The following is a 24,750-nucleotide window of genomic DNA, read 5'->3' as shown; positions in this document are numbered from 1 at the left end:
TGCATGCGGACAAGTTTAATAGGGGGAGCTGCATAGATTTATAGCAGGAGGTGTTATTAATGAAATTAATAACCATAAAAAGAGAATGGATTTTAACCGCTGCAATCTTTGCAATAATGGCCGCACTGGCTCTATTTTACATTCGTGAGGGGGAATCTTTGAATACAAGTACGAGCAATCCTTCTGAAGGTGAGATTATTATCAATCTGGTAACGGGGGAGTTCAAATCAGAGCTAGACGGAAATATAATAGAAGCTTATCGCTGGGACCCAGGCACGATCGTAATTCCTTCAAATAAAAACGTCACGCTTAAAATCCTAGGAGTGAATGGAATGAAACATCCCTTTTATATAGAAGGAACTAATATAAAAGGGACCGTGCAGAAGGGTCAAGAAACCGTTCTCCCTCTGAATTTAAAGAAACCTGGAACATACCGTCTTATTTGTACGGCCCACCATGATCTCAAGTCTAATGGCCCCATGATCGCCTATATCATTGCAAAATAAAAAAAGGAAATAAAATAGTCCATAGACAGGAACTATTTTATTTCCTTTTGCTTTTGTTACGGATTCTATACTCTATTTCTTCCTCTGCCTCTGCCAGCAATAAATTTAATAATAAATACTACAAGTGCAATAATTAAAAGGATGTGTACAAGTCCTCCTGCTATTTTAAATACTAATCCGAGTACCCATAGTACCAGTAAAATTCCGATAATAGTCCAAAGCATAACTTACCCTCCTTCCTTATGATATATCATCTCTTGTTTAATTAAGTTTCCCTTTTTTTTGGCTTTATAAACTTTTTGACCTTGATGACAGTATGAGTTTTTTATCTTCCTTGTACTTTTTATGGGAAAACTTTCAGAAAGCACCACCTCTGAATAAACTGTCAAAGTCGAAAGATAATAGGAGGGATATACATGGTACAGGCAAGACACCTGGCTTGGCATGAAACACTTGAGTTACATGAACTGACTGCTGCTACATCAAATAATTTAATGACTCTCAAGAAAAATTTTAGAAAAATAACCGATCCCCAGCTCCGGGAATTATACTCTTTTTCTATTCAATCCTTTCAGCAGAACCTTCAGGAGCTCCTTCAGTTTCTGCCTATGGCCCCATCAGTAACCGAGGGAGCCAGAAGAGATGAAACTGCTTTATATGGGGGAACCCTGCTAATGATGGCTAAAACAGCCGTTAGAAATTATGCCATTGCCATAACGGAAACCGCCACACCAGATATTAGAAAAGTGTTAAATACCCACTTGAACCGAGCAATTGCCCTTCATGGCAGAGTTTTTAATTTTATGTATCAGCGAGGATTTTATCCGGCCTATGATCTGAATAAATTGCTTCAGAATGATTATGCAGTTGCCCGGAGAGCTATAGAAATGGGTCATTAAATCTTTAAACTCCTGAAAGGATCAATTATCCCAGGGCTATTTATCACGTAATTTGATATCTGTGCTTAACCTGGTATCGGTCCTTTCTAATTTCTTTTATAATTAAGCGGATCAATACATAAACTACATTCACACTATAAAAGGAGGTACGTAAATGTCCACTCTAGACAGGGAAAATTTAAAAGCAGGCGATGAAGTATTCGTGATATATAATAACCCCCATGTTCCTTCTGTTTCCAACATTCGGCCGGCAGAAATTGTCCAGCATCCTCATAATCCAAACGAGGTAGCTCTGTTTCTTAATGAAACCTTCCATGTGATCGAGGATGATGATGCTCTTTTCACCTCACAGGAATCTGCAGAAGAGGCCTATCAGGAACTGATAGATGAAAACTCCTTCTTCTAACAATATCGGCGCATATAGCATGTCTTTTGCAAGCAAGAAGATAGGTTTTAATAGGTAATTAAAGCACAAAAAGCAAGATCCCTTTTCTATGGGCTCTTGCTTTTTTCCATTATTTGCACTTGTGTATTATTTCCTATTTTTTTTGCGCACTCTTGTATTTTGAGAAGCGAACAATTACAATCACTTGGTCAATCAAAAAAAAAAGGGAGAGATTGGAGCAATTGAGTTTATCTTCAAATGAAAAAGCAAGCATATATAGCGGTCTCGCACAAACTATCTCCATCAATACTGTAAATGGATATATTCCGCTATTGGCGTTAGGTGTCTTAGGAGCAAGCAATCAGCAAATGGGATTAATTACATCACTTCCATCTATTATAGGGATGATCGCTTTAATCCCTGGAGCCATTTTACTAAACCGGGTTCAAAGCAAAAAGAATTTCACTGTAATATCTACATTTGCAACACGGTTTTTGTTTATGCTCATATTCTTCATTCCTTTTTTTTCCGATTCTATATCAGCATGGCTGCTGGTATTTTTAATAGCGTTACTTAACTTTCCTGGGGCACTCGCTAACCTTTCCTGGCAGACCATGATTGGTGAGATAATTCCAGAAAAAAGAAGAGGCGATTTCTTCAGCACAAGAAACAGAATTAATAATATCGCGGCATTAATTGTGACCTTTGGAACCGGATTCTTCCTCGAGCAATACAGCAAAGACAGTTCATTTCCCTATCAAATTCTGATATTGGCAGGTTTCGCTTTTGCCTTGATCGAAGTGTACTACCTTTCAAAACATAAAGAAGAATTAACAATAAAGCCTGTCCAGGAAAAGCCAAAGAGGAAATTTTCCCTTGAAGTGTTTAAGCATAAACCCTACACAGCTTTTCTTGCATGTGCTCTCTTATATAACTTTGCAGCACAAATGGCCTGGTCTTTGTTCAGTATTTATCAAATTAAAGATGCACATGCAACTGCCCTTTGGCTGAGCATTTTTGCCGTTACTAACCAGGCAGCCCAGATATTAAGCATAAAATGGTGGGCAAAGTACGCAGATAAATACGGTAATACAATGGTATTATTCATAGCAGCGGCGGGCATGGCTTCAGCTCCTGCCTTAAATATGCTTTCCACCAATCTGCTTTATATCACAGCTATTAATTTCTGGACAGGCATTTTTGTTGCCGGAACAAATTTACTTTTATTTAATCAGCTGTTAAAAGCGTCACCAGAAAAGAACAGAGCGAATTATATTGCGAATTATAACTTTTTACTTTCCTTTGTAGGATTTGCTGCACCGCAGCTGGGTGTACTAATCCTGAACCATGCGGGCATGCACTCCGCCATGAATATTATTTCCCTGATTAGATTGGGATCGGCGTTTTCGTTTTTAGTTGTAGCATTAAAAATGGAAAGAAGAAGAATTGCGAATGCCTTTCATTTTCGTTTCCGTTAATCAAACCTGTCTGCTTGGGACAGTTTTTTTCTTTTATACCCCGGCTTCTCTGGAATAAACCTTCTTTTTTTCGACACTATAATAAAATAAAAGGGGTGTTTAATGTGCACAAACAAAAAAACGATGAATTTTTAACTCAGGCTCCAAAAAAGACAGAGTTAACCATAGAAACTGATGATTCTTTTCCTAACCCTAAGAATTATCCGGGTGATTCCGTTAATGAACACAAGGAATTGGAGCTTGGTAATGCGATCATTGGAGCTAAAGAAATTGGCCAGCAAAACGAGAATCTATAAAAATGGACAGTGGTATGAAGAAAGATACGAAGTACACAATTACAGGAACTGACATTGAAGAAGTTAAAAGATTAAATAGAAATTCTGGTTTAAGCTATAACCAGGCGAAAGAAATGCTTGCCAAACAATATCATTCCAAAAACAAATAGAGGCTGCAACCGGCCAAGCAGACTCTATTACGGGCTGAGTATTAAGTCATTTCTAACGTAGAAATACCAGGTACACTAGTGATTTTATCTCCCCCATGTTAAAATACACAAAAAGTATTTTAAAATGAGGAAACTGTTATGTGGGAAAGTTTCGTAGAAATTGATTATCATCTGCTTCGGACAGCCTTATGTCTTGGTTTACTGCTTACAGTCCTTCTTCCAGCAGCATTCTATTATATATCTTATGGGTATAATCGCCTTAAACTCAAAAAGGATAATGAGGTATATAGAAATACCTCTTATACATTAGAAAAAAGAAATCAGTGCAAAACAAATCCAATAACTCAATTCATTAGTCTTATTAGAAGAAAACAGCCTCAGAACTCAGACGAACCTCTTTCTATCCTCCTTAGTTAACAAGCAAATAACAAGGAGGAATATGAATATGATGTATAAGCGGGTTCTCTCTGTAATATCCTTACTATTACTTTCACTACCACTGTCAGGCTGTTCTTCTAAGGATGGCAATGCCGGCAGTACTCTTTTCGAGCATATATTTATGGAACCTATGACAGCAGCCATTGAGTTTTTTGCATCCATTTTTCATGGAAATTATGGACTCAGCATTATCTGCATGACATTCATTATCCGGTTGATCTTAATGCCATTATCGCTGAGGCAGATTAAGACTCAAACAGAAATGAAACGAAAAATGGAAGCTTTCAAACCTGAACTAGCCGCTCTTCAGAAGAAAATGAAATCTGGCAAAGATCCGGAAACGCAAAAACAGTATCAGCAGGAAATCGCAGGGTTATACCAAAAACACGGAATAACCCCATTGAACTTAGGCTGTCTTCCTGCTCTTATTCAAATGCCGATTCTAATGGGCTTTTATTATGCCATAAAGGGCTCTCACCATATTGCGTCACATTCTTTTCTTTGGTTTAACCTTGGGCATGCAGATCATGCGCTGGCTATTGCTGCCGGCTTCATCTATTACTTACAATTTAGGCTGTCTCTGAAAAACATGCCTGAAGAACAGCAAAAGTCTATGAAGTTTATGGGCTTAATGTCTCCAGCTATGATCTTGCTTTTTTCTTTCAACGCCCCGGCTGCGCTTCCTTTATACTGGTCAATTGGCGGATTATTTTTACTGCTTCAAACGGAGCTTGGCAGAAGGATAACCAAGAAACCAATTCAACTGCAAGCAGGAAATACTCCTATAAAGTGAAACAAAGTCTCAAGTCTGCCCATTTACGGGGCAGACTTTTCTGTTAACCATTACCTATTCCTTGGACTAGTCTGTACGTAAGAAGCTGCAGCCTCTTGTCAGGGTGCAGCTTCTTTATAGTTTAAAACAGAGAATCGATTCTATGAAAGATTGGCTTTCTCTTTTTAAATGTTGTAATATATTCGAACCCTGCTTCTTTCAGTATTTCATACCCGGTATCTAAATGCTTGCCCACAAAGTGTTTACTGTGAGCATCGGTCCCTATTGTGATAATTTCTCCGCCAAGTTCTTTATACAGCTTTACAAAAGGCAGATTGGGGAGTGTGCAGTCCAGGCGGTAACGAAACCCGGATAAATTTATTTCTATGCCTCTTCCTGTCTCAATTAATGACTTGAGAATATCTTCAATAATATCAAAATAATTCTCCCATTTTACCTGCTGCCAGTGGGATTTGACAAAATGCAAATATCGTTTTATTAAAGTTAAATGGCCTAAAATGTTAAAGTCCTGGTATTCTTTAACATAGGCATGAACGATTTTGAAGTATGTTTCTAAAGAATCATTAAGGTTCTTCCCCTTGAAATAATCACCATTATGAAGGTCTAAATCCTCCACTATGTGGACCGATCCTATAATATAATCAAAATCATGGTCATCTGTGAATTTTTTGCTTTTTTCGTACGTGGATGGATGCATGCCAACCTCAACGGCTTTTAGAATGGTTAATTGACCTTCATATTGTTTCCTTAAGGATTCGACCTTCTGAGCATACTGAAAATAATCAAACTCCCAAATAAACTCACTATTTGGATAAAAGTAATCTAGATGCTCAGTGAAGGCAATTTCCTTAAGTCCCATGTCCAAAGCAGTCTCACATGCTTTTTCCATCGGCATTTTTGAATCAGCTGAAAACTCTGTATGTACATGATAATCAAACATACTTATACCTCTTCTTTTCTTAAGTTTTTCCTATTAAAACTTTCTGTTTAAAATATAGTTTTATGATACCATGACCTCTCTCCCGAACATAAACTTTTACCTTAACATAGTACGATTCAGGGCAGCAAGACGGCTCTATACAAAGTAAATGAAAGTTTTTTTAAAAAAAGGGGGAATGAAGAGGAGAAAAAGCTGAGTGCTCAGGTATTTATATAAATTAGAAAATAAAAATCCAGCCCCATACAAGGGGCCGGATTTCTAGTAGAAATTATAGCTCTTTTTCATCTGGGGCAGGTCTCTAACCTCTTCAATCATACTGCTTCCGCATAAAGGGCAGTCTAAGGTATCTGATACAAACTCTTTCCTCATCCAGCCATTGCAGGAGTCTCCTGCGCAGGAATACACATCAGTGCTTTCGATAATAGGTTCAAATTCTATAGGCGGTTTTTTTGCGTACATACAGTTTCCTCCCAAAGGTTTGTAGCAGCTTTTCTTTAACCTGGCCTGCTCTTTTTCATATATAATTGCTAATAGCATATGTAAAATAATAACTTTTATACAATCATCATTATTCAGAGTTTATTCTTTTGCATGAACCACGAAATAGTTCTGCAGATAATACTCTGCCAAGGAGAGTAAATATGAGGAAATTGAGCAATATGATTGTAAGGTACAGGGTTTATCTTGTGGCAGTCTGGGTCTTGTTATTATTGGGATTAAGCGCCTCCGCTTTAAAGCTCCCCTCTGTCCTTAAGGGTGACGGATTTGAAACAGAAGGAGAATTTAAGACCGTTGAAAACGAATTAAACGAAACGTTCCATCGCTCGAGCACCAATGTCCTCATCCTATTTGAAAAGCAGAGGGGCCAGTCCGGGGAAGAGTTTAAAAGGAGTATTTCGGATGGTTTATCTGCTGTAGAAAACCTGCACATAGACAACGGGATCCTTTCACCGCTCAAGGAAGATAAGCTCTTCAAGCCGGAAATTGCTTATGCTTCTATACAATTCGATAAATCAAAAGATGAAGTGAAATATGAGACTGATCAAATTAAAAAGGCTTTGGAGGGCCGAAAGGGTATTTCTATAACAGGAACTCCGATAGTTGTCGATGATATGAATAAAGCCAGCCAGGAAGATTTGAAACGTGCAAAACTGATTGGACTGCCTGTTGCATTAATCGTTCTGCTTCTTGCTTTTGGCAGCCTCGCTGCTTCGGTTATACCTATCTTAATTGGAGGAATCACAGTTGTCATTTCGTTTGGAATTTTGTCCTTTCTAGGCGATCGAATGCAATTATCGGTTTTCGTGCTCAATGTAATTCCAATGGTGGGACTTTCATTAAGTATTGATTTTGCTCTCTTATTTATTAACCGTTTCCGTGAAGAGCTTAAGAAGAACAGTAGAGATGAAGCGGTAAAAATCACCATAAAAACAGCAGGAAAATCCATACTGTTTTCTGCGCTGTGTGTATTCATCGGCCTGGCTGCCATGATGGTAATTGACATCAATATATTCCAGACAGTAGCCATCGGCGGTATGGTCGTAGTGGCCGTTTCCGTTCTCTCTGCTCTGACCCTGCTTCCTTCCTTTTTAGTCATACTGGGGTCAAATATTAATAAATGGATGATTCTCAAACCAAAAACAAATCAGAATGATGGCTGGAGGAAGTTTGCTGGGCATGTCATGAAACATCCAATTATTATCGGCGTAACTGCCTTTGTAATCCTTTTAATCGGCATCCTGCCAGTAAGCGGAATGAAACTGGCCATCCCTGAAGTAGATGCACTTCCTGCGCATTATGAATCAAGAAAGGCTATGGATAAGATTGAGGAAGCTTTCCATGCCGGCAAAGGAAGTATCGCTTATGTGGTGGCAGAACGCCCTGGAAATTGGAGAGATGAAGCCGGCTTGAAGGACATGAAAAAGCTGGTTGACCGGTTAAAAGAAGATGCTGCTGTTTCTTCAGTGGAATCCATTTACAGCATCACTCGCATGGAATCAAGTGAACAGCTGCTAAACGCTATGAATAATCCACAATTAAATAGGTCCATCCAGAGGTATATGGGGCAATTCATCAGCGGGGATAAATTGCTTCTCACTGTAACATTAAAAGAAGAAGAAAAATCCGCTGCAGCAAAGGACTGGATCCGTACGTGGAGCAAGGCTGACTGGGATTATCCGCTTCAGTTTGGAGGCGGAGTTAAATTTTATCAAGAAATTTTCGACGAAATATATAACAAGGCCGCCCTTGGCTTCTCGATCATTCTACTATCCACTTTTTTTATATTAATGGCTGCCTTTAGATCAGTTGTTATTCCGTTAAAAGCCATAGCTATGAATATTTTAGGCCTGACCTCTACTTTCGGGATCCTTGTCTGGCTTTTTCAGGAAGGCCACTTTGGACTTGAAAGCTCCGATATCGCATTAATGCTTCCCGTTTTTGTATTCAGTCTGGTATTTGGACTGAGCATGGATTATGAAGTATTTTTGATATCAAGAATACAGGAAATGTATAAAAAAACAGGTGATAATGATATAGCAACTGTTGAGGGTCTGGCATCTACCAGCAAAATTATCACTTCAGCCGCACTTATCATGATTGTGATCACCGGGGCTTTTGCCTTTACTGGAGTTACTCCTGTTAAGCAGATTGGTATTGGAATAGCGATCGCTATTCTAATAGACGCCACTATTATCAGAATTCTGCTGGTACCTTCATTAATGAAACTGCTTGGAGATTTGAACTGGTGGATGCCTTTTAGAAAAAAACAAAAAATAACAGATCACTAAATTTAAGCCCTGCTCTGTATAAACGCTGCAGAAAAGGGCTTTTTTACAAAGAAACTATTTAGTTCTGTATGGTCTCTTTAATGGTTGAAGAAGGATCCACAGTTAATTCGTCTCTGTATTCCACTCTCCTAATGGTGCAGCCAGGACCGATTTGCACTTCATTTCCCCTTACAATTTCAGCTGTTGTAAATTCCACATAAATTTCATCGCCCTCAATTAAATCGGATGTGAAAGTACTTGATTTCGGATTTGCCAAAAAAGAGATTAATTTTCCTAATCCATTGGCCATACTTTCTCTTCTGATTTTAATTTCTTCTCCGCCGATTTCTTTAATGTAACTGTCAGCATTTAATTTTATTTCAATAGAATCTGCATTGAGCATTTTGCTAATGTGAATAATTCCTTTAGAAGTAAAATCTTCAGCTTCGCAGTTTCCTTCAATCGTAGTTTTCCCTTTAGAAACAAAATCATCTGCAGCAACATTACCTTCAATGTTCAGATTGCCATGAATCTGAATATCGCTGGCCTGAATATTTCCAGTAACATCTGCCTTGCCATTGATTACTATTTCTTTTGTTGTTAGGTTCCCTTGAACATCTGCCTTACCGTTCACTGTGACTTCTTCCGCCGTTATATTGCCGATTACATGAGACTGTCCATTCACATGGTAGCTATCACAGCAGAAGTCACTTGTGATTTTTCCTGAACCATTGATATGAACTTCCGTAAAAGCTCCGCCTGGGACTGTCATTGACCCATTAATTTTTAAAGGATACTTTGTTTCAGTTTTCATAAATAGTCCTCCTATTTTCCTTGAATTTTTATTTTAAGTGCTTCAGCTAAAGAATCCAGGGCTGCATCAAATACTATATTTGTTTTCTTGTCAGCATAAACACTTTCTGTGTTTGTAAGCAGTAAACAAGATGAAACACCCATTTTCCTTAATAAAATCAATCTTGACTTTCCTTGTTTTATTAATTGAGTATGTTCCCGCAGGAACTCAATAGCCATTCTTCCTTCATCCACATGAATGTCTCCTGATACCAGCAGAGAATCTAGCACATGTAAATAAATTAATTCATAAAAGGATAATTCTTCCCTCTCAGGAAAAATAGCGGCATATTGAACCAGACTATACTTAGAAACTATTTCTTGTTTCAATATTTCTTCCTTAGATATAGAGAAACTGGTTTGATCCGGGGATAGTAAGTCAGCAATATCGTCTAATGATAAATCATCTTTCATGTTTTGAATCTTCTTAATCCTGGATAACATCTGTTCTCTAGGAAAAAAGGTTTCTTGTCCTGTAAAAGTAGATTTTCTGACGAACCACTCTTCAGGAATAAGATTTTTTCGTTTCCATCTGTACAATTGTCCGTAGGAAATGCCAGTCAGTTCCAGCAGATCTTTTTTAGAAATTAACTCATCATTCATAATTAACCTCCCATCGAAAACAGTGTAACATAACACTGTTACGCTGTAAATGAGTTGTAACTCAGAATTGTCTTTTTGTCGGAGTAAGTCATTCAATTTATTTATAACTATTTCCTGCCTCATAATTAATCAATTTAATTCAAAAAAAAGCAAGCCATCTCCTGGCTTGCTTTTCGTACTTTAATTTGGCCAATCAGATCTTTTACCCGGTTCATCTGTATTCCCTGTTTGATTACCAGTGGTAGCTGTATACCCAACTCGATACGTTACGTCTCTTTTTTTGTCTGTAATATGAGGCATTTTATATTGTTCAAGGTTTTTTTGCCCTCTTGTCATAATGATTCATCCTTTAACTCGAATAGTTTATTTTTTCAATATCTAGGTATGTCTCAGATTTATGGAGCTGGTTGTTGCTCTTTGCCGCCCCCCTTATTAGATGCACTGTCCTCTACTCTGATAAATTTCTTCACCACAAAAACTAGCAGTAGTCCAGCTAATGCGGAACCAATAAATCCCCATAATGGATTGTTCTTAAGCAAGAAAGCCATAACTGGAGGGCCAACAGCCACACCTATAAACCGGGCAGAACTATAGAATGAAGTAATAGTCCCCCGCTCTTCTTTTTCTATATTTTCCGTTATCAATGCATCAAGTGTGGGGAGAAGAAGACCAATAGAAGCTCCAAAAATGCTGGTTACTGCCAAAAGGATAATTAAATTGTCAAATTGGCTGGTAAATGCTATAGAAACAGAAAGGATCATCAATCCTATATAAATTAACTTTTTCATCAGCTTTTTATCGCCTTTTATTTTGCGTCCGGTGATATAAGACGATATACATAAAAACGCAAGGGGAATGGCAAGCAGCAGTCCTTTATTTATGCCCTTTGCGTGGTACTTAGTTTCCAGCTCCTGAGAAAGAAAGAATTGAACAGCAAAGAGGATAAACATGGCGAAGCATCCGATAAAAAAAATCGTATACAGCCATCTTCCTTCCTGCTTAAAGATCTCCTTGGTATTTGAGATAAATTCCGTTATCTTCTTAGGTTTATCCATTGTTTTAGGTGCCTTAATAAAGAAAAGAACCATAATAACGCTTATTGCACTAAATATGGTTATTGAAAAGAAAGGTAAGAACCAAACCCAGGCTGCAAGAGCTGAACCCAATATAGGGCTTAAAACTTTTCCGGCCGTATTTGACGTTTCTATAATACCTAAACATGAACTTGCTTCGTCTTCTTTTTTATATAAATCCCCTACTAATGGCATGACTATTGGTGCCGCCCCTGCTGCACCTACCCCCTGTAAAATCCTGCCCACAATAATGGTCCAAAAAGGGTCAGCCATCCTCCAGGATGCCCAGGCAGAGACCAGTCCGCCTGCCATAACAATAATTAAGCTCGGAACAATTACTCTTTTCCTGCCTATTCTATCTGATAAATAGCCGGCGACAGGAATAAGAAATATGGATGCAATAGAATAACTCGTGATAATTAAACTGGATTGAAAAGGAGAAATATTTACCCTTCGTTCTAAAATAGGCAATACCGGAATTAACATGGAATTCCCCAGGGTCATGATTAAGGGGATGGATGCCATACTGATCAGGCACCAGTTACTCACCTTTTCGCTTTGTTTTGTATCTTCTGCCATACAAAAATGCTCCTTTTCAACAACAAAAAATTAAATTCAACCATAAGCTTTGGCGTTTCTTATAGACCGGAACTTTTACTATGAATTAGTATGACCCTGAATTAATTTTTCTTCCCTCTCTAGTGTGCTTGTATTTTTTAGCAATTTGGGGAAGATATAACAAAACGTTTATCTGAGGGATTTGTATGCTTAAACATGTAATGATTAATGGAAAATATACCTACTACGAGGACGAAGGCAAAGGAACCCCTATACTGTTTCTTCACCCTCCAGGTGTCGGAAGAAAAATATTCCGCTATCAATCCGCCTATCTTAAACATAAATTTCGGATCATAGCTATTGATCTCAGCGGGAGCGGGGATAGCGGGAGCTGCTTGTCCAGGATTTCCCTGAAGGAGAGAGCAGAGGAAGTATTTTTCTTCATCAAAAAGCTTGGACTTGAGAACGTTCATCTTGCAGCCTATTCTGGCGGTTGTGCGATCGCCTTGACAGCAGCACTGCGTTTCCCAAAAGAAGTGAAAGCTCTTATCCTGATCGAAGGGTTTGCACGGGTTGAACAGCGATTGCACCATTATCTATATAAAGCTTCCATTAAAATGCTTGAGGAACGGGAAGAGCTTGCAATCAGGCTGATATCCAGCCATTTAACGAATGATGTACATTTACGAGAGATTTTAAAAAACCATATGAGAAAGTCTGATATACAAGTATGGATTTCTGATTATAGAAATCTTTTGGAATTTAATATAAGTCCGCACCTTAAGGAAATCTCCGTTCCTTCTCTTGTAATACTAGGGGTTAAATCAAAATTCGCAGCCAAATCTGCTGCTTTATGTAATGAAATGCCTGGAAGTAAAGAGGTTATTATAAAAGGAAGCGGCCTTATCTTGAAAAAGTGGGAGAAAGTGAATGGCGAAATTGCTGCCTTTATGAAAACCACAGAGCAGCATGGAATATAAACACAAAAAAAGAAAAAGAGAGCTTCTCAAAAGACTCTCTTTTTCTTTTTATTTACAATTAAATGCATATCTTTTTCACTTTTTAGATAAAGGATTCGATTTAATATATCCTCAACATATTCTGTAAAGGCTGGATGAGTTCTAAGCCTAGGTCTTGGCAGGCTGATTTCTTGATTTAAGGCAATCCTGCCATTTTCAATTAAGATAACCCGGTCTGAAATAGCTACTGCTTCTTCTACATCATGAGTCACAAGGACCGATGTATATTTGTGTTCTTTCCAAATATTTTCAATCAGCTTCTGCATTTCCAATCTTGTTAATGCATCCAGAGCTCCTAACGGTTCATCAAACAGGAGGACCTCTGGTTTATGCACCAAAGCCCTCGCTAAAGCTACCCTTTGTTTTTGTCCTCCTGAAAGCTTGCCTGGCCATTCATCAGCCCGGTCCATTAAATCCACATTCTCTAAAGCACGGAAGGACTCCTGTTCCCACTCCCCTTTAAGACCGATTCTTACATTATCAATGACTTTTTTCCAAGGCAGAAGCCTGCCATCCTGAAACATGATCCGGGCATCTTGATTTATTCCTTTTAGTGGATTTCCATTAATCAGTATTGAACCTTCATCACTAGTTTCTAAGCCCGCTAAAATCCTCAAGAGTGTACTCTTTCCACAGCCGCTTTTGCCCACAACGGCTATAAACTCACCTCTGCCTATTGTAAGATTGATTCCATCCAGTACAGGACGGTTATTATAAGTTTTTTTTACGTTTCTCAGCGAAATATGAGCTTCAAACCTTTGTGATTCCATGAACTGTGCCTCCTTTTTTGACCACTATCTAAGAATTCCATTGCAGCCATTTCCCCTCAATTAATCTGGCAATAACGTCCGATAGCTTGCCAAAGAGAGCATAAAGGACAATTGCCAGCACAATTACATCCATTTGCATAAATTCACGCGCATTCATGGCCATATATCCAATTCCTGAATGGGCTGAAATGGTTTCAGCAACGATAAGTGTCATCCACATTACTCCCAGAGAAAACCGAAATCCAACTAAAATAGAGGATAATGCACCAGGAAAAATAATGGTCCGAAATAAGGAAAATCCCTTTAGGCCATATGCTTTCCCCATCTCTATCAACCCTTTATCGACCGATTTTATTCCATGGTAAGTATTGATATACACTGGGAACAACACACCTAGTGCTACAATGAAAATCTTGGAAGTTTCGTCTATTCCAAACCATAATATAACAAGAGGAATTAATGCTAAATGCGGGATCGTTCTTAGCATCTGTATGGAAGTATCGAATAATAGTTCAGAGATTTTGGATACACCATTAAAAAGCCCAAGTATAAACCCGATGCTTCCCCCTATTAAGAAACCAGTCACTGCCCTTCCAAGACTAATGGAAATATGATCGGAGAGTTCACCTGTTTTAGACAGCTCTGCTGCTGCCCGGAATACATCGAGTGGTGCAGGGAGAATCCTCTGAGGTATTGCTCCCAGCGAAGCGAAAAGCTGCCAGCAAATAAGGAGAAGAAATGGAATCGCCCATGGAATTAAAAGATCGATTGGGCGATTTTTACTCCGGTTAACCATCATAAATCCCCTCTTCCATTTTATTGAGATCAGCGCCCTGTATCAATCAAGTCCTTTACTTGTATCTTACTTGGAATAATTTTCAGCTTATAATACATATCTGCAATTTCCTGCTGTTCTTTAATAATGTCTTCAGTCAAAGGGTCGATTCCGTATAGCCGGCGCTGGGCAGAGAGAAGCAGCGACTTTTCATCGATTTTAAGAAGTGGTGAAAGGACAGCTACCAGTTCCTTATGATTTGAATTGGCCCAATCAGATGATTTTTGAATTTCCTCCAGTACGATATCAATTATATCTCTGTGCTGATTGGCAAAGTCCTTGTTAGCTAAGAAAAAGTCACGGTCTGTTGAAAGTCCTTTTCCATTAACCAGCATCCGCGCATTGGAATTCAGCTCTGTATCTGCAGTAAAAGGATCCCACACAACCCAGGCGTCAATATTTCCTTGTTCAAACGCCACACGACCGTCTCCAGGCTGTAAAAATTGCGGCTGTATATCTTTGTAGGAAATCCCTGCTTTTTCGAGGGCTTTCACCAGAAGATAATGTGAACTGGACCCTTTAGCAAAGCCTATCTTTTTCCCTTTTAAGTCTTTTTGTGTTTTGATTGGAGAATTTTTTTGGACAAGGATCGCACTTCCCTTGTACTTTGTTTTACCTGCTGCAACGTAAACAAAAGGGGCACCTGCCGCCTGTGCAAATATAGGCGGTGAATCCCCGGTTCTGCCAAAATCAATGCTCCCTACATTTAATGCCTCCAAGAGCGCCGGTCCGGCCGTGAATTCCTTCCATTCTACTTGAAATCCTTCTCCCTTAAGCTGTTTCTCAAGGGTACCGAGAGATTTTAATATAACCAGGGGGCCGTTTTTTTGATAGCCAATTTTGATAGCCTTTTCCTTCACTGCGGAAGCCTTTTTATTCACAGTAGTATCTTTGGCTGTATTTGAGCCTGAACATGCAGTTAACAGGACACTGGCAGATAATACAAAACATAATAAGCTATATAATAATCGTTTACTATACTTCAACGGAATCAGCCCTTCTCTTCTTTTTGATTGCTCACTGTCAGCATATGTCAAAAGAAAAAGTAGGTTCCTGTCCCGGCTTGTATAAAACCCATACATAATTCTAAGAAGGATAGCAAAAATAGTATTAGACTTACTAAAGGAGGGATTGTCATGGGAATTTTAAGCGGAAATCCTAAAGAAGAACCACTGCATTCAGGAGAGGTTTTCTATCTTTGGACACATTTATTCGAAACTAAAGCATTTTTAGTAACGCTTCAAGTGCTGACCAACCATACCGGTGACCATGATCTTAAATTATTTTTAGGGGACCTAAAGGACAATTGCTTGATGCAGGGGGCTGAACAAGTAGAGACCATTGTCAAGGAAGCCGGCATTCGCCTGCCGCCTGCTCCTCCAGACCGTCCAAATGTTGAAGTTCAAGACATTCCTGCTGGAGCTCGTTTTAATGACCCTGAAATAGCAGCGATGGTTTTAAAGGAAGTAAACGGAGGCATGTTATTGGCCTCTACTATTATGGGAATATCGATAAGGAAAGATATTACAGAGCTTTACCGAAACATTCATACACAGCTTGCTGATTATGCAGCAAAATTATTGGATGTTAACAAAGACAAGGGATGGATTGTTCCCCCGCCGTTAATGGTGAAGTAATAATGAGGAATATAAAGATATGTAAGTCAACGAAAGGGTGTGAACACCAAAGTGGCGTCCTCCTCAAATAAAGGCATGGCCATAGCGGCAATAGGCTCGATTCCGCTGATCATGACTCTTGGGAATTCTATGCTGATTCCAATCCTGCCTGCTATGAAGTCGGAACTTAAGCTCTCAGCAATGCAGGTAAGTTTGACGATAACCGTTTTTTCAATTGCTGCAGCGATTTTCATACCCATTTTGGGGTATCTTTCCGACAGGCTATCCAGGAAAGTCATCATTATTCCAGCCTTAATTATATATGGTATTGGGGGCATCTTAGCAGGCTTTGCCGCTTCTTCAATTCCAAACCCATATGTATGGATTCTAACGGGACGTATTCTGCAGGGTATAGGTGCAGCCGGTACAGCGCCGATCGCTATGGCGCTAACCGGAGACCTATTCAAAGGCGGAGAACAGAGCCGTGTGCTTGGGGTTGTTGAAGCATCAAACGGTTTTGGAAAGGTTTTATCTCCTATTCTCGGTTCTTTATTCGGGTTAGTTGTATGGTATGCCCCTTTTTACGCATTTCCAGCCTTTTGTATACTTTCTATCCTTTTGACCTGGTTTTTTATCAAAGAAAATCAAAACAAAAAGGCAGCTCCCCCGTTCGACAAATATGTACTGGGAATAAAAAACGTATACAAAAAAGATGGAAGATGGCTGCTAGCTACATATTTAGCTGGAGCTACTTGTTTATTTACGCTCTTTGGAATTCTCTTTTATCTGTCTGATGTACTGGAAAAGACATATAAAATTGACGGAGTAATGAAGGGGCTGATCTTAGCCATTCCATTGCTGGTGTTGTGTGCTACTTCCTATATCACTGGAAGTAAGATAGGGAAAAATTTGGAACTGATGAAAAAGTTAATAGTTATTGGCTTTTTATCCATGACTCTTTCATACAGCCTATTAGTTTTCTTTGAAAAGCTTGTACCGTTCTTATTTGTTTTGGTCATTAGCAGCTTTGGTACAGGATTAGTCCTTCCATGTGTGAATACTTTGATCACCGGATCGGTTGGAAAGGAATACAGAGGTTTTGTTACATCTGTTTACAGTTCAGTGCGGTTTTTAGGAGTAGCTATAGGTCCGCCTATTTTTACCCGCCTCATTGAATGGTCCCGTACAGGCATGTTTATCTCACTAGCTGCATTAACCCTTATCATTGGGATGGCTGCCTTATTTATGATACATGTTAAAGGGAAAGATGGTACTCCTAACACACAAACAAAGGTTCGATACGATTACGTTTAATTTATTTATTTTTTCCGCCAGGTAACGCTATAGCTCTGGTTAGGATTTACTCTTCCTAAGAGATCAACTATTATAGTGGAAATATATTGACTCAATAGTGCCTGAAGAATAATTTCCCATGCGATAATAGAAGCAGTTAAAATAAAAATGCTTCCATTAATCAAAAAAAGAGATTTCCCAGGAAGAGTATTTCTTGAGTTAGAAATGATTAAGGCGATCACTCCAACTCCTCCGTTGGAGACGCCTTCTCTTAATAGAAGCCCGACTCCAATTCCTAAAAAAATGGAGCCTAATCCTAAATCAATCAACACATTTCGTTGAGGAACATCAATAAAATGCTGAAAGGCATATATGGATAAAGAAGTAATGGTTATAGAAGCGATCGTCCAAGCCGTACTTCGATTGCCCAGGTACCTGATTGCCAGCGTTAGCATAAGAAAGTTTACAAGCCAGAGAGAAAACCCGATATTGAGACCAAACCAATAATTAATGAGTACAGCCAGGCCCCCGGCTCCGCCTGATGGAATAGAATGCGGAAACAAAAACACTCCCATCCCAAATCCCTGAATGGCTGCCCCAACTAAAACTAATCCGCTTTTTCTCCAAAAACCCCTCATGAAATCGCTTCCTATCTCTAATCATTCTTAAACAGAGTGAGCCAGTCCAATCATCATTAACATATTCACTTATCCCAGTTATTATGAATGCTTGTCTGTATGAAAGGGGACAAGTTTGAAGTCATTCATATTAATGTATTCACATGCAAAAAAGGTGTCTGAGCGTTTAACCCCTGCAGATTTATAGACTTGTACTAATTTAATTTGAGGTACATATATTAATTTAGAAATCTATACAAGCTGGAGGGTCAAAATGGTTATTTTTATCGAAAAAGCTCTTCTTTCTATCATCCTGCTAAGACTTTTGTCTGGGAGTATAGAAATTACTGCAGCTATACTCATGTTTAAATATAACAGCCTGGAAAAGGCGTTTTATATTAATACCATTCTTGCATTGGTCGGCCCGACAGTCCTGGTTCTTACTACAGTCATTGGACTGTTCGGTCTATCAGGAAAGATTTCTTTTACAAAAAGCTTTTGTATATTGTGCGGAATACTTTTTATTATCTATGGATTGCGGAGTAAATAAGAATTATAATGAGGTATTTTTCCATATATAAGGCAGGACTTAACATTCACGGACGTTCTAAGTCCATAAAAATAGCTGGAAGCCCAGAGCTTCCAGCTATTTTTTCAATCTTATTTCCGGTCTGAAGAGTATGTCCAGCCGTTCTCCTGATACACTTTCTGTTCTTTCATAAGCTTTCCAAGAGCTCGTTTGAAAGAGGCCTTGCTCAAGCCGAATTTGGACTGTATATCCTCTGGAAGGCTTTTATCGCTAAATGGCATTGCTCCATTCCGCGACATAAGATATTCCCATAAAACCTCAGCATCCTCATCCATCTTTTCCTGTTTTCGAGGCAAAAGGGATATATTCAAGCTTCCGTCTTCTTTTACTTCGATTACCCTGCCTTCCACCATTTGGCCGAGACGAGGCTCTCTCTTCCGTTCACTTTCGTGGATAAATCCTCTGTAGCCTTCTTCTGTGATGATAAAACTACCCACTTTAAGCAGCCTGTATACAGTCCCTTTGATATCCTTATTTTCCATTGTAAATAATGCTTTATTCGTGATACTTCCCATCACATCTTCCGTAGCAAGCTTTCCAAAGAGCCGGCCTCTGCTATCCGTTTTCAAAGAAACATACAATCGGTCTCCTGGTTCCGGCCAAAGATTTTCAATCAGCGGCAAATCATCCAGAGAAACTAGAAGATCCTTAGAAATCCCTATATTCACAAAAGCACCCAAATCGTGCCTGACCTCTACCACTTCTGCCCATGCATATGTTCCAATCTGAACATCCGGAATGGTCATAGTAGCAGCCAGTCTGCCTGTTTTATCCTGATAAAGGAATACTTCAATATCCTCCCCAATTTCCACTTCGCCATTGATCTCTGTTTTATGTAACAGCACACTTTCATCCTCTTCGTTCGTTAAAAAAAAGCCAAAAGCCTCATCGGCCCGCTCAGCCCTTGCTTCCCTGTCTACCCTAAGTTTCACAACTTTTCCGGCTTCTAAAAATTCCATCGTGTAAGACCCTCCTAATACCTAATTTCATCATTTAAAGTCTAGATTTTTGTGTTATATAGGATGAGTAATTTAAACTAGCTATATAAAAATCTTGATGCCCACAGAGAAAGCGCTATAAAATTCGTATTATATAACATGCGCAGTTCTTTAATAATTTCCCCATTTCATCAGACGCCCACACATAAAAAACATATTAAAAGCAAAACTTTGCATAAGCACCGCTATTTAATCTATCATTTTTAATATCGTCTGTATAGTAATGGAGCAAGATTACAGGCACAAAATAATTTATTCCGGCTTTTAAAAACGAGTTGTCAGTCCCTTAATTTCAATAAGTTCCTCAAAACCTTTTCTGCTTCATCTACCGTTTCAAGAATAATATCTCTGGCCCCTTTTCCATTCTTGATAAGCCTTGTAGCCTGGCCTGCCCATAATGACATATATTGGTCATTGTGCTGCCTTGCAGCTTCCCTTCTTATATCCGCTGTTAATGTGTTTTGAGCGGGAAATGGCAGCGGCACTGTGCCCTGCCTTTCAAATTCTTCGATAAATGCATTTTTAATGCCACGCGCAGGACGTCCGGAAAAGCTTTTTGTAATAACTGTACTTTCTTCGGTACTATTCAATATTGCCTTCTGGTATGCAGGGTGTGCTCCACTCTCGGTACAGCAAAGAAAGGCTGTTCCCATTTGGACACCCTGCGCCCCTAGGGAAAGGGCAGCTGCTAAACCACGCCCATCCATTATTCCCCCAGCTGCCACTACAGGTATGTTCACCTTATCTGTTATCTGCGGAACTAGTGAAAATGTTCCAATATTGGCTCCGTCCGGATGATGATCCATGTCAAATGTGCTTCTATGGCCGCCAGCATCGCTGCCCTGGGCGACAATGATATCGACACCCCTTTGTTCAGCCCTTTTTGCTTCATTTACAGTGGTTACCATTACTATCACTTTTTTTCCCTTTTCATGGACTGCTTTCATTTTTTCTAAAGGCAGTATGCCAAAAGCTGTACTAATTATAGGTACCTCTTCTTCCAATAACACCTGGAATTGCTCTTCAAATAAATCAATCAGCTTCGAGCGGTTATGTATTTCTGGGATGCCCAGTTGTTTTCTGAAAGAATTCAGCACTTTGTTAACTCTTTCGGAATTGTACAAGTTATCTTTTAAATCTGCACAAAACAAATTGACTGCAAAGGGCTTACTTGTCCTCTGTTTAATTTCTCTTACTGCACTTCTGATCTCTTCAGGCTTCATATAGGCTCCACCGAGTGAACCAAGGCCGCCAGCTTCAGATACTTCTGCTGCAAGTGCAGGAGTTGCCGGCCCTCCCGCCATGCCTGCCTGAAAAATAGGAAATTGGATGCCTAGTGTATGGCAAACAGGTGTTTTTATATTCATTTAATTCCAACTCCCTTTCTAATGGAATAAATAAGACAGCATGCTGGTCCATCAGGTAAAGGATTACCCTGTCATTTACTCTGCCCTATTAAAATGACCAACCGCCTTGACTTACTTCACAGTCCAAGCAGCCGATTTAACTTCTAGAATTTTTAAAGCTTTAAGTCCTTTGAAAAAATGCTTATCTAGGTGGTGATAGCCATCTTTCATTCTAATCTTCTTTTTTCTTCTTCTATTTTATCAAGGTCTATACGCTCAAACAAAGGCTGCGTATTAGCAGCGTGAAACTCATTAGGTTCAATCCATTTCCAGCTCGGTTCAGCTATCAATAAGCGTTCTCTTACTTTCTGTGAAGAAAAGGGAATAAAGGGCTGAAGTAAATTCGATAAGTTAGCAATAATAACGGCGGATTCATATAAAGTTGCTTCGCATTTTTTTTTATCATTCTTTATAGTGATCCATGGCTTCTGTTCGTCGAACCTTATGTTGGCCTCTCTTACCAATTTAAATATATTTTCAAGAGCACTCTTGAATTCCCCGGTCCTGATTTTTTCACCTGTTTCCTCGTATAAACTAGAGATTTTATCCTTTACCTTCTTGTCAGAAAACTGACCTGCTACTTTTCCTTCAAATGATTTTTCTATAAATTTAAACGTTCTGTTTACGAGATTTCCATATGCTCCAAGGAGTTCACTATTATGGCTGTGAATAAATTCACGCCAGGTAAAATCGGCATCTCTTTTCTCAGGTCCATTAATCGTGAGGAAATACCGGATAGAATCGGGATCATATCTGGATATTAAATCAGAAGCCCATATTGCATAATTTCTGCTCGTAGAAATCTTCTTTTTTTCTAAAGTAAGATATTCACTCGAAATAATCCGGTCTGGCAAATGGAGGCCAAGACCTGCTAAGACAGCCGGCCAAATGATCGTATGAAACGGGATATTATCCTTGCCATGCACATAATATGCTTCCACATTATTTTCCCAGAAAGGCAGCCATTTCTCTCCACGCAGGGATGCCCATTTTTTGCTTGCAGTTAAATATCCGGCAACTGCTTCAATCCATACATAAATTTTTTTGCTGCTCCATCCTTTGATGGGTACCTCCACACCAAGCTCTAAATCCCTGGTGGCTGCTCGGTCTAATAAACCTTCAGCTAAATAGCGTGAAGTTAACCCGATTGCGTTATCACGCCAGAGATGTTTTGTTTGTGAAGAGTGAACATAGTTCGTAAGGATTTCCTGAAATTGCGATAGGGCAAAGGAGAAATGTTCAGTTTTACTTAATTCAGGTGTATTCCCGCACAGCCGGCATTGACAATTCTGCAGTTCTTCAGGATGTAATATAGCGGAGCAGTTGTCACATTGATCTCCTCTTGCCGCTTGTCCGCATCGTGGACAATGTCCTTCTACATATCTGTCAGGCAAAAAACGGCTGCACGTTTTGCAATATAACTGTTCCTCCTTCTTTTTATATAACAGGTTCTTTTCTAGCAGCTCAATAAAGATTTTTTGCACTTCTACATGGTGAAAAGGATCATCAGTCCTAGTGTACAAATCATAAGAAAAGCCTAGATCTTCAAAGACTTTCTTAAACTCCAAATGATACCTCTCAGCTGCTGTCTGCGGAGAAATGCCTTCTTCCTTGGCCCTAATCATAATAGGTGTACCATGGCAGTCACTTCCCGACACATGTAATACGTTTTCTCCTACTAATCTAAAATACCGTGCCAGAATATCGCCCGGCAGCAAACTTGCTATATGCCCTATATGCAAGGGGCCGTTGGCATATGGCCATGCACCGCCAATAAAAACATTCATTTCTGTTTCCTCCTTTTTATTTAGAGATAAGATACGCTTTGTTAAACTCGCCTGTGTTTTCGACTGCAGGAACTCGCTTTCAGCGGTTGGTCCGGGTGACTCCTCGGCGTTACACGCCAGCGGGGTCTCACTTTACCTGCTTTTCCCGCACGAGTCTCGCACCTTCCTCTCCAATACGGCAGTGTGGTAGTCAACAATGAACTTTAACAAAGATAGCAAATAAAAAAACCTCCCGCCCAAAGACAAAACTGTCTAAGGGCGGGAGGTTATCCGCGTTACCACCTTAATTCTCCGGCAATTCACATTGACCGGACTCTGAAAGTACGAAACTGAATCATCAGCTTGTATACTCAGACATTTATAACGAGTGCCTACTCTCGTCACAGCCTACTGCCAGAAAGTCTGGTTTCGAAGTGAGGCTCAGAGGCCATTTTCAGATAGATTCTCCTTTGCTTCTTTTCAGCTGCCGAAGCTCTCTGGTAAAAGTCGAATACTTTCTTACTTTTCTCGTCATCGCCTGTCATATATTACCTTTATTATAAGGAATTTTCTAACAATGTAAAGACACTTTTTAAGCCAAATCAGATTGAATATAGTTTAAAACGAGATTTGCCGTATGCTTTAAAGAAGAAACGTGTGTACGTTCAAATGCATGTGAAGCATCAATCCCGGGCCCTATCAATCCGTGTACGATATCATGTCCTGCTGAAATGGCAGCAGATGCATCTGAACTATAATATGGATAAATATCGAGTTTGTATTCGATATCGTTCGTTTTTGCCAGCTCCACCAAATGCTGGCGCAAGCGATAATGATAAGGCCCGCTTGAATCTTTTACGCAGATTGAAACCGTAAATTCATCCGTTGCCTGGCCATCCCCGATTGCACCCATGTCAACTGCTAAATATTCAACTGTTTCAGGAGTAATATTTGAATTGCCTCCATAACCAATTTCTTCATTGTTAGAGATTAGAAAATGAGTGGTGTATGGAAGGGAAATGTTGTTTTCTTTTACTAATTGCATAATATGCATTAGAATTCCAACACTTGCTTTATCATCCAGGTGTCTGGATTTAATAAAGCCGCTGTCGGTTATTTCTGTTCTAGTTTCAAATGTAACGAAATCTCCCACAGAAATACCAAGTTTTTCTGTTTCGTCCTTGGATTTTACCACTTCATCAATTCTTACTTCTATGGATTCATCGTCTCGTTTGATGTCCCCCGAATTTTTATAAACATGTGCGGCCGTCTCATGAATTAAAATTGTACCTGTATATATTTTGCCTTCTGCTGTATGTATTTTGCAGTATTCTCCTTCCACTGCATTCCAATGAAAGCCGCCGATCTTTGAAAGCTTTAATCTTCCACTGGATTTGATCTCCTTAACAATAGCTCCCAGAGTATCAACATGAGCAGTCAGCAATCGGTGTATGCTGGTGTCTTTGCCTTCTATCGTGGCAATCAATGCACCTTTATTTGCTATCTTATAATTCACGCCTATTTTTTCTAAAAAATGAGCTGCATGTGAAATGGCTTCTTCCGCATAGCCAGAAGGGGACGGAATAGAAACGAGGTTTTTAATATGAGATAAAATATGTTCTTCACTTACTAAATTTGTCATGGTCTATCTCTCCTGTACAAGTAGTCATTTTAAGTTTATAGTATTTTACGAAAATTAAAAACTTATTTCACTGAAATTTGTCCTTCATTTTTCTAATGAAGGACTTTTCGAGAACTCATTTACTCAATTTTGTCCTTCATTTCCCTTATGAAGGACTTTTCGAGAATCAATTTACTGAATTTTGTTCTTCATTGCCCTTATGAAGGACTTTTCGAGAACTCATTTACTGCATTTTGTCCTTCACTTCCCTTATGAAGGACTTTTCGAGAACTCATTTACTAAATTTTGTCCTTCACTTCCCTTATGAAGGACTTTTCGAGAACTCATTTACTGCATTTTGTCCTTCATACTCCTAATAATGGACTACTCCCTAACTTTTTAAAGGACAGTTCTCCATACTACCCTCGGTGCCGGTCTCCTGTTAAAATGGTATACTTTTATTAGAAATTTCTCAAAAGGAA

27 protein-coding genes and 1 other annotated feature are annotated in these 24,750 nt (G+C 39.2%); of the genes, 12 read left to right on the top strand and 15 right to left on the bottom strand.

Annotated elements, in window-relative coordinates; genetic code table 11:
- Positions 1–59 precede the first annotated feature (59 nt).
- Positions 60–506 carry a cupredoxin domain-containing protein gene (locus tag JOC77_RS13720; RefSeq protein ID WP_204544130.1) on the top strand — a complete coding sequence of 149 codons (447 nt, stop codon included), beginning with the start codon at positions 60–62 and terminating at the stop codon, positions 504–506.
- Positions 507–571: 65 nt separating this feature from the next.
- Here the strand turns inward: JOC77_RS13720 and JOC77_RS13715 are convergent, their stop codons facing one another.
- Positions 572–730, bottom strand: coding sequence for a lmo0937 family membrane protein (locus JOC77_RS13715; RefSeq protein WP_204544128.1), 159 nt, complete (start codon positions 728–730; stop codon positions 572–574).
- A 192-nt stretch (positions 731–922) separates the two neighbouring features.
- On the opposite strand from JOC77_RS13715, the gene JOC77_RS13710 reads away from it, so the two are divergent.
- The 6 genes from JOC77_RS13710 (at position 923) to yidC (ending at position 4,944) form a co-directional block, all read left to right on the top strand.
- Complete coding sequence (locus JOC77_RS13710; RefSeq protein ID WP_204544126.1) at positions 923–1,405, top strand: spore coat protein; 483 nt, start codon at positions 923–925, stop codon at positions 1,403–1,405.
- A gap of 154 nt (positions 1,406–1,559) precedes the next feature.
- Positions 1,560–1,811 (top strand): transcriptional regulator SplA domain-containing protein, encoded by a 252-nt coding sequence (locus JOC77_RS13705; RefSeq protein WP_204544124.1) that lies wholly within the window; start codon positions 1,560–1,562, stop codon positions 1,809–1,811.
- 221 nt (positions 1,812–2,032) lie between these two features.
- Entirely contained in the window at positions 2,033–3,268 is a 1,236-nt protein-coding gene (locus tag JOC77_RS13700) for an MFS transporter (protein ID WP_204544122.1), read from the top strand.
- A gap of 104 nt (positions 3,269–3,372) precedes the next feature.
- Entirely contained in the window at positions 3,373–3,564 is a 192-nt protein-coding gene (locus JOC77_RS13695; RefSeq protein ID WP_204544214.1) for a hypothetical protein, read from the top strand.
- A gap of 2 nt (positions 3,565–3,566) precedes the next feature.
- Positions 3,567–3,713: a hypothetical protein gene (locus tag JOC77_RS13690; protein WP_204544212.1), complete on the top strand. Its 147-nt coding sequence runs from the start codon at positions 3,567–3,569 to the stop codon at positions 3,711–3,713.
- A 445-nt stretch (positions 3,714–4,158) separates the two neighbouring features.
- Complete coding sequence (yidC, locus tag JOC77_RS13685) at positions 4,159–4,944, top strand: membrane protein insertase YidC (protein ID WP_204544120.1); 786 nt, start codon at positions 4,159–4,161, stop codon at positions 4,942–4,944.
- Positions 4,945–5,065: 121 nt separating this feature from the next.
- Here the strand turns inward: yidC and JOC77_RS13680 are convergent, their stop codons facing one another.
- Together JOC77_RS13680 and JOC77_RS13675 are read right to left on the bottom strand one after the other, a co-directional pair.
- On the bottom strand, positions 5,066–5,884 hold the full coding sequence (locus tag JOC77_RS13680) for a histidinol-phosphatase HisJ family protein (RefSeq protein ID WP_204544118.1): 819 nt from the start codon (positions 5,882–5,884) through the stop codon (positions 5,066–5,068).
- A 258-nt stretch (positions 5,885–6,142) separates the two neighbouring features.
- Positions 6,143–6,343 carry a cold-inducible protein YdjO-related protein gene (locus tag JOC77_RS13675; protein ID WP_204544116.1) on the bottom strand — a complete coding sequence of 67 codons (201 nt, stop codon included), beginning with the start codon at positions 6,341–6,343 and terminating at the stop codon, positions 6,143–6,145.
- A 182-nt stretch (positions 6,344–6,525) separates the two neighbouring features.
- On the opposite strand from JOC77_RS13675, the gene JOC77_RS13670 reads away from it, so the two are divergent.
- Positions 6,526–8,673, top strand: a complete 2,148-nt coding sequence (locus JOC77_RS13670; protein ID WP_204544114.1) for an MMPL family transporter — start codon at positions 6,526–6,528, stop codon at positions 8,671–8,673.
- A 58-nt stretch (positions 8,674–8,731) separates the two neighbouring features.
- On the opposite strand, the gene JOC77_RS13665 is transcribed toward JOC77_RS13670, so the two are convergent.
- The 4 genes from JOC77_RS13665 to JOC77_RS13650 form a co-directional block, all read right to left on the bottom strand.
- Positions 8,732–9,466 carry a polymer-forming cytoskeletal protein gene (locus JOC77_RS13665; protein ID WP_204544112.1) on the bottom strand — a complete coding sequence of 245 codons (735 nt, stop codon included), beginning with the start codon at positions 9,464–9,466 and terminating at the stop codon, positions 8,732–8,734.
- Positions 9,467–9,477: 11 nt separating this feature from the next.
- Positions 9,478–10,107 (bottom strand): YhbD family protein, encoded by a 630-nt coding sequence (locus JOC77_RS13660; RefSeq protein WP_204544110.1) that lies wholly within the window; start codon positions 10,105–10,107, stop codon positions 9,478–9,480.
- Between the two features lie 180 nt (positions 10,108–10,287).
- A complete protein-coding gene (locus tag JOC77_RS13655; protein ID WP_204544108.1) occupies positions 10,288–10,443 on the bottom strand; it encodes a hypothetical protein in 156 nt (51 codons plus the stop codon).
- 59 nt (positions 10,444–10,502) lie between these two features.
- Entirely contained in the window at positions 10,503–11,759 is a 1,257-nt protein-coding gene (locus JOC77_RS13650; RefSeq protein WP_204544106.1) for an MFS transporter, read from the bottom strand.
- A 185-nt stretch (positions 11,760–11,944) separates the two neighbouring features.
- Here JOC77_RS13650 and JOC77_RS13645 point away from each other — a divergent pair, with 185 nt between their 5' ends.
- Positions 11,945–12,718 (top strand): alpha/beta fold hydrolase, encoded by a 774-nt coding sequence (locus tag JOC77_RS13645; protein ID WP_204544104.1) that lies wholly within the window; start codon positions 11,945–11,947, stop codon positions 12,716–12,718.
- Between the two features lie 26 nt (positions 12,719–12,744).
- Here the strand turns inward: JOC77_RS13645 and JOC77_RS13640 are convergent, their stop codons facing one another.
- Genes JOC77_RS13640 through JOC77_RS13630 form a run of 3 tightly spaced genes read right to left on the bottom strand, consistent with a single transcriptional unit; the run spans position 12,745 to position 15,348 of the window.
- A complete protein-coding gene (locus tag JOC77_RS13640; protein WP_204544102.1) occupies positions 12,745–13,527 on the bottom strand; it encodes an ATP-binding cassette domain-containing protein in 783 nt (260 codons plus the stop codon).
- Positions 13,528–13,555: 28 nt separating this feature from the next.
- A complete protein-coding gene (gene ssuC, locus JOC77_RS13635) occupies positions 13,556–14,326 on the bottom strand; it encodes an aliphatic sulfonate ABC transporter permease SsuC (protein WP_239558757.1) in 771 nt (256 codons plus the stop codon).
- Between the two features lie 26 nt (positions 14,327–14,352).
- Positions 14,353–15,348, bottom strand: a complete 996-nt coding sequence (locus JOC77_RS13630; protein WP_239558756.1) for a sulfonate ABC transporter substrate-binding protein — start codon at positions 15,346–15,348, stop codon at positions 14,353–14,355.
- Between the two features lie 150 nt (positions 15,349–15,498).
- Between JOC77_RS13630 and JOC77_RS13625 the strand changes: the two genes are divergently transcribed.
- Entirely contained in the window at positions 15,499–15,999 is a 501-nt protein-coding gene (locus JOC77_RS13625) for a DUF3231 family protein (RefSeq protein ID WP_204544096.1), read from the top strand.
- 75 nt (positions 16,000–16,074) lie between these two features.
- Positions 16,075–17,292, top strand: a complete 1,218-nt coding sequence (locus tag JOC77_RS13620) for an MFS transporter (protein ID WP_204544207.1) — start codon at positions 16,075–16,077, stop codon at positions 17,290–17,292.
- A 5-nt stretch (positions 17,293–17,297) separates the two neighbouring features.
- Here JOC77_RS13620 and JOC77_RS13615 read toward each other — a convergent pair whose 3' ends face one another.
- Positions 17,298–17,909: a YitT family protein gene (locus tag JOC77_RS13615; RefSeq protein ID WP_204544095.1), complete on the bottom strand. Its 612-nt coding sequence runs from the start codon at positions 17,907–17,909 to the stop codon at positions 17,298–17,300.
- A 253-nt stretch (positions 17,910–18,162) separates the two neighbouring features.
- Here JOC77_RS13615 and JOC77_RS13610 point away from each other — a divergent pair, with 253 nt between their 5' ends.
- On the top strand, positions 18,163–18,438 hold the full coding sequence (locus tag JOC77_RS13610) for a YqhV family protein (protein WP_204544094.1): 276 nt from the start codon (positions 18,163–18,165) through the stop codon (positions 18,436–18,438).
- Between the two features lie 110 nt (positions 18,439–18,548).
- Here JOC77_RS13610 and JOC77_RS13605 read toward each other — a convergent pair whose 3' ends face one another.
- The 4 genes from JOC77_RS13605 to JOC77_RS13590 all read right to left on the bottom strand — a co-directional run bounded on the left by JOC77_RS13605 (position 18,549) and on the right by JOC77_RS13590 (position 24,289).
- Positions 18,549–19,436: a CvfB family protein gene (locus JOC77_RS13605; RefSeq protein ID WP_204544093.1), complete on the bottom strand. Its 888-nt coding sequence runs from the start codon at positions 19,434–19,436 to the stop codon at positions 18,549–18,551.
- A 317-nt stretch (positions 19,437–19,753) separates the two neighbouring features.
- Positions 19,754–20,842, bottom strand: coding sequence for an NAD(P)H-dependent flavin oxidoreductase (locus JOC77_RS13600; RefSeq protein WP_204544091.1), 1,089 nt, complete (start codon positions 20,840–20,842; stop codon positions 19,754–19,756).
- 206 nt (positions 20,843–21,048) lie between these two features.
- On the bottom strand, positions 21,049–22,668 hold the full coding sequence (gene metG, locus JOC77_RS13595; protein WP_204544089.1) for a methionine--tRNA ligase: 1,620 nt from the start codon (positions 22,666–22,668) through the stop codon (positions 21,049–21,051).
- Positions 22,669–22,919: 251 nt separating this feature from the next.
- Positions 22,920–23,191, bottom strand: a binding site (T-box leader).
- A 48-nt stretch (positions 23,192–23,239) separates the two neighbouring features.
- Positions 23,240–24,289 (bottom strand): M42 family metallopeptidase, encoded by a 1,050-nt coding sequence (locus tag JOC77_RS13590; RefSeq protein WP_204544087.1) that lies wholly within the window; start codon positions 24,287–24,289, stop codon positions 23,240–23,242.
- Positions 24,290–24,750 lie beyond the last annotated feature (461 nt).

The sequence above is a fragment of the Peribacillus deserti genome (assembly GCF_016909175.1).
Taxonomy (GTDB): Bacteria; Bacillota; Bacilli; order Bacillales; family DSM-1321; genus Paraperibacillus; species Paraperibacillus deserti.
This window is presented reverse-complemented; position numbering and strand designations above follow the sequence as displayed.

Bases quoted from the DNA above. Each gene is read 5' to 3' on its own strand.
- JOC77_RS13620 (WP_204544207.1), top strand. From the start codon at position 16,075: ATGGCCATAGCGGCAATAGGCTCGATTCCGCTGATCATGACTCTTGGG.
- JOC77_RS13625 (WP_204544096.1), top strand. From the start codon at position 15,499: ATGGGAATTTTAAGCGGAAATCCTAAAGAAGAACCACTGCATTCAGGA.
- JOC77_RS13590 (WP_204544087.1), bottom strand. From the start codon at position 24,289: ATGACAAATTTAGTAAGTGAAGAACATATTTTATCTCATATTAAAAAC.
- JOC77_RS13710 (WP_204544126.1), top strand. From the start codon at position 923: ATGGTACAGGCAAGACACCTGGCTTGGCATGAAACACTTGAGTTACAT.
- JOC77_RS13650 (WP_204544106.1), bottom strand. From the start codon at position 11,759: ATGGCAGAAGATACAAAACAAAGCGAAAAGGTGAGTAACTGGTGCCTG.
- JOC77_RS13605 (WP_204544093.1), bottom strand. From the start codon at position 19,436: ATGGAATTTTTAGAAGCCGGAAAAGTTGTGAAACTTAGGGTAGACAGG.
- JOC77_RS13645 (WP_204544104.1), top strand. From the start codon at position 11,945: ATGCTTAAACATGTAATGATTAATGGAAAATATACCTACTACGAGGAC.
- JOC77_RS13615 (WP_204544095.1), bottom strand. From the start codon at position 17,909: ATGAGGGGTTTTTGGAGAAAAAGCGGATTAGTTTTAGTTGGGGCAGCC.
- JOC77_RS13690 (WP_204544212.1), top strand. From the start codon at position 3,567: ATGGACAGTGGTATGAAGAAAGATACGAAGTACACAATTACAGGAACT.
- JOC77_RS13675 (WP_204544116.1), bottom strand. From the start codon at position 6,343: ATGTACGCAAAAAAACCGCCTATAGAATTTGAACCTATTATCGAAAGC.
- JOC77_RS13715 (WP_204544128.1), bottom strand. From the start codon at position 730: ATGCTTTGGACTATTATCGGAATTTTACTGGTACTATGGGTACTCGGA.
- metG (WP_204544089.1), bottom strand. From the start codon at position 22,668: ATGAATGTTTTTATTGGCGGTGCATGGCCATATGCCAACGGCCCCTTG.
- JOC77_RS13660 (WP_204544110.1), bottom strand. From the start codon at position 10,107: ATGAATGATGAGTTAATTTCTAAAAAAGATCTGCTGGAACTGACTGGC.
- JOC77_RS13655 (WP_204544108.1), bottom strand. From the start codon at position 10,443: ATGACAAGAGGGCAAAAAAACCTTGAACAATATAAAATGCCTCATATT.
- JOC77_RS13670 (WP_204544114.1), top strand. From the start codon at position 6,526: ATGAGGAAATTGAGCAATATGATTGTAAGGTACAGGGTTTATCTTGTG.
- JOC77_RS13720 (WP_204544130.1), top strand. From the start codon at position 60: ATGAAATTAATAACCATAAAAAGAGAATGGATTTTAACCGCTGCAATC.
- JOC77_RS13705 (WP_204544124.1), top strand. From the start codon at position 1,560: ATGTCCACTCTAGACAGGGAAAATTTAAAAGCAGGCGATGAAGTATTC.
- JOC77_RS13665 (WP_204544112.1), bottom strand. From the start codon at position 9,466: ATGAAAACTGAAACAAAGTATCCTTTAAAAATTAATGGGTCAATGACA.
- JOC77_RS13640 (WP_204544102.1), bottom strand. From the start codon at position 13,527: ATGGAATCACAAAGGTTTGAAGCTCATATTTCGCTGAGAAACGTAAAA.
- ssuC (WP_239558757.1), bottom strand. From the start codon at position 14,326: ATGATGGTTAACCGGAGTAAAAATCGCCCAATCGATCTTTTAATTCCA.
- JOC77_RS13610 (WP_204544094.1), top strand. From the start codon at position 18,163: ATGGTTATTTTTATCGAAAAAGCTCTTCTTTCTATCATCCTGCTAAGA.
- yidC (WP_204544120.1), top strand. From the start codon at position 4,159: ATGATGTATAAGCGGGTTCTCTCTGTAATATCCTTACTATTACTTTCA.
- JOC77_RS13680 (WP_204544118.1), bottom strand. From the start codon at position 5,884: ATGTTTGATTATCATGTACATACAGAGTTTTCAGCTGATTCAAAAATG.
- JOC77_RS13600 (WP_204544091.1), bottom strand. From the start codon at position 20,842: ATGAATATAAAAACACCTGTTTGCCATACACTAGGCATCCAATTTCCT.